Source organism: Halobellus captivus (assembly GCF_007655485.1).
GTDB classification, from domain to species: domain Archaea; phylum Halobacteriota; class Halobacteria; order Halobacteriales; family Haloferacaceae; genus Haloquadratum; species Haloquadratum captivum.
In genome coordinates this window covers 1970-3893 of record NZ_VJXQ01000008.1, presented here as the reverse complement: position 1 = coordinate 3893, position 1924 = coordinate 1970, and the positions used below count along the sequence as shown (strand labels likewise).

At 53.5% G+C, this 1924-nt stretch carries 3 protein-coding genes and 1 pseudogene; 2 read left to right on the top strand and 2 right to left on the bottom strand.

Translation table 11 applies throughout. From position 1 onward, the window contains the following. Both FJT57_RS15170 and FJT57_RS15165 read right to left on the bottom strand, forming a co-directional pair. Nucleotides 1-557, bottom strand: a pseudogene (locus FJT57_RS15170) (hypothetical protein); the annotation flags it as partial. A 68-nt stretch (nt 558-625) separates the two neighbouring features. Continuing rightward, nucleotides 626-922, bottom strand: coding sequence for a PadR family transcriptional regulator (locus tag FJT57_RS15165; RefSeq protein ID WP_144906690.1), 297 nt, complete (start codon nt 920-922; stop codon nt 626-628). Nucleotides 923-1055: 133 nt separating this feature from the next. Here FJT57_RS15165 and FJT57_RS15160 point away from each other — a divergent pair, with 133 nt between their 5' ends. After that, complete coding sequence (locus tag FJT57_RS15160; protein ID WP_122106698.1) at nt 1056-1223, top strand: DUF1931 domain-containing protein; 168 nt, start codon at nt 1056-1058, stop codon at nt 1221-1223. 71 nt (nt 1224-1294) lie between these two features. Then, nucleotides 1295-1855 (top strand): TATA-box-binding protein, encoded by a 561-nt coding sequence (locus FJT57_RS15155; protein ID WP_144906689.1) that lies wholly within the window; start codon nt 1295-1297, stop codon nt 1853-1855. The last annotated feature ends 69 nt before the right edge of the window (nt 1856-1924 follow it).

Below are 1924 nucleotides of genomic sequence, written 5' to 3'. Positions count from 1 at the left end.
ACCCACTCTCGCCAGGTATCGTCGTCGACGTGTGTTGGTGGCATCGCAAAATCCGGGTTCACACTTTCAATACAGAACTGAAGCATCGCGATGCCAGTTCGATGATTCGCATTCGGGAGGGAATGTCGGAGAATCAAATTCGACATCACCTCTCCAGTGACGTTCGGGAGTGGGGCTCCCCAGGATACGTGATCAAGTGCCTGCTGGATCTTTTGCGGTTCGAACTCCTTGTAAAGCCGAAACTCATCCTCATCTCGAACATCGACAGCAGCTTCGAGCAATTCCACTAACCGGAAAGCGACAACTTGCCCAGGACGGGGGAGGTCACGAATACGGTCGCTCAGCCATTCCTGATCGAAGTCGATGTCTTGGGCAGATTCGATCTCTGAATCGCCTTCGTAGAGCACATAGACCGGTGTTTCAAAGGGGTACCCGATGAGCTTCGTCGACTCGTCGGATTGCTCTCGCTGAGATCGGATCTCTGCTACCGATGCAGAGCTAAATTTGAGTGAGAAATTCTCGGCCTGAGGGTGATGATAGAAGACGAGCCGAGCCATCTCACTGTGTATTCGTGGGAAGTGGGTAAAGCAGTCCCGCTTTTATATTGAGTTCTATTTGCCAGGTACTACGACGTCGTGGGTGCGTTCACGCCCTCTAAATACTGGCTTTCCCACTCACGTCGTGCCTCGATTTCCCGCAATCCGCGTTGCGTGACCGTGTACACGTTCGTCCGTTTGTCGAGTTCACCTTTCTCCAGGAGGCCCTTCCCGACGAGGTCGTCGAGGTTTGGATAGAGCCGCCCATGATTGATCTCTTGTTCGTAGTAGTCGTCAAGTTCGGCCTTTACTGCGAGCCCGTGTGGTTCCTCGAGTCCGGCAATCACGTACAAGATGTCCCGCTGGAACCCAGTTAGATCGTGCATCCGTCTGTTCCCAAATTTTGTGGGTGGCATATGTTCTCTCTGGTACTCCGAGGCGGATACAGCATGACTGGGCAAGAACTCCGCGTGGGAACTTCGAACATTTATATGGTGGACAAGAGAAGTCCGCGATGGAATGTCTGACCTAATCGTCAAAGCAGCCGTGAAGGACGCACTCTCGGACCAGAACGTCTCGGCAGATTTCTACGACGCCCTCGACGAAGAGGTCGCCGACCTGCTCGACGACGCCGCAAAGCGTGCTGAGGCCAACGACCGGAAGACGGTCCAGCCCCGCGACCTCTAATTCGGAAGGTACCACACCGACGCTCGAAGTCACTCCCCGTTTTAAGGGGGTTGTGAATGGAAGATACTCCTATGAGTGTCACAGCCGAATCAATTCAAGTCGAGAATGTGGTCGCGTCATCCGATATCGGTCAAGAACTCGATCTGGAAACGCTTTCTGAGGATTTAGGAGCCACCGACTACGATCCCGATAACTTCCCTGGACTCGTATATCGGATGCACGATCCTAAAGCCGCAGCGCTCATTTTCCGCTCGGGGAAAGTCGTCTGTACGGGTGCAAAAAGCGTCGACAATGTGACGACTGCGTTGGAATACGTCTTCGACGAGCTCCGTGAATTGGGTGTCGATGTCGCTACCTCCCCAGATATCGAAATCCAGAATATTGTCTCAAGTGGGGACCTCGACCACACACTCAATTTGAATGCGATTGCGATCGGCCTAGGTCTCGAACACATCGAATACGAACCAGAGCAGTTCCCGGGGCTCGTCTACAGGCTTGACGACCCGGATGTCGTCGCACTCCTCTTCGGAAGTGGCAAGCTCGTCATCACGGGCGGAAAACAGCTTGACGATGCTGAACAAGCGCTTACAGTGATCGAAAACCGGCTCACTGACCTCGGGTTACTGGAGTAATTCAACACAGAACAGTTGGCAGGGTACACTGGCACTGGTGAGTACATTTTTGAATCGGCTCTCCCCGTG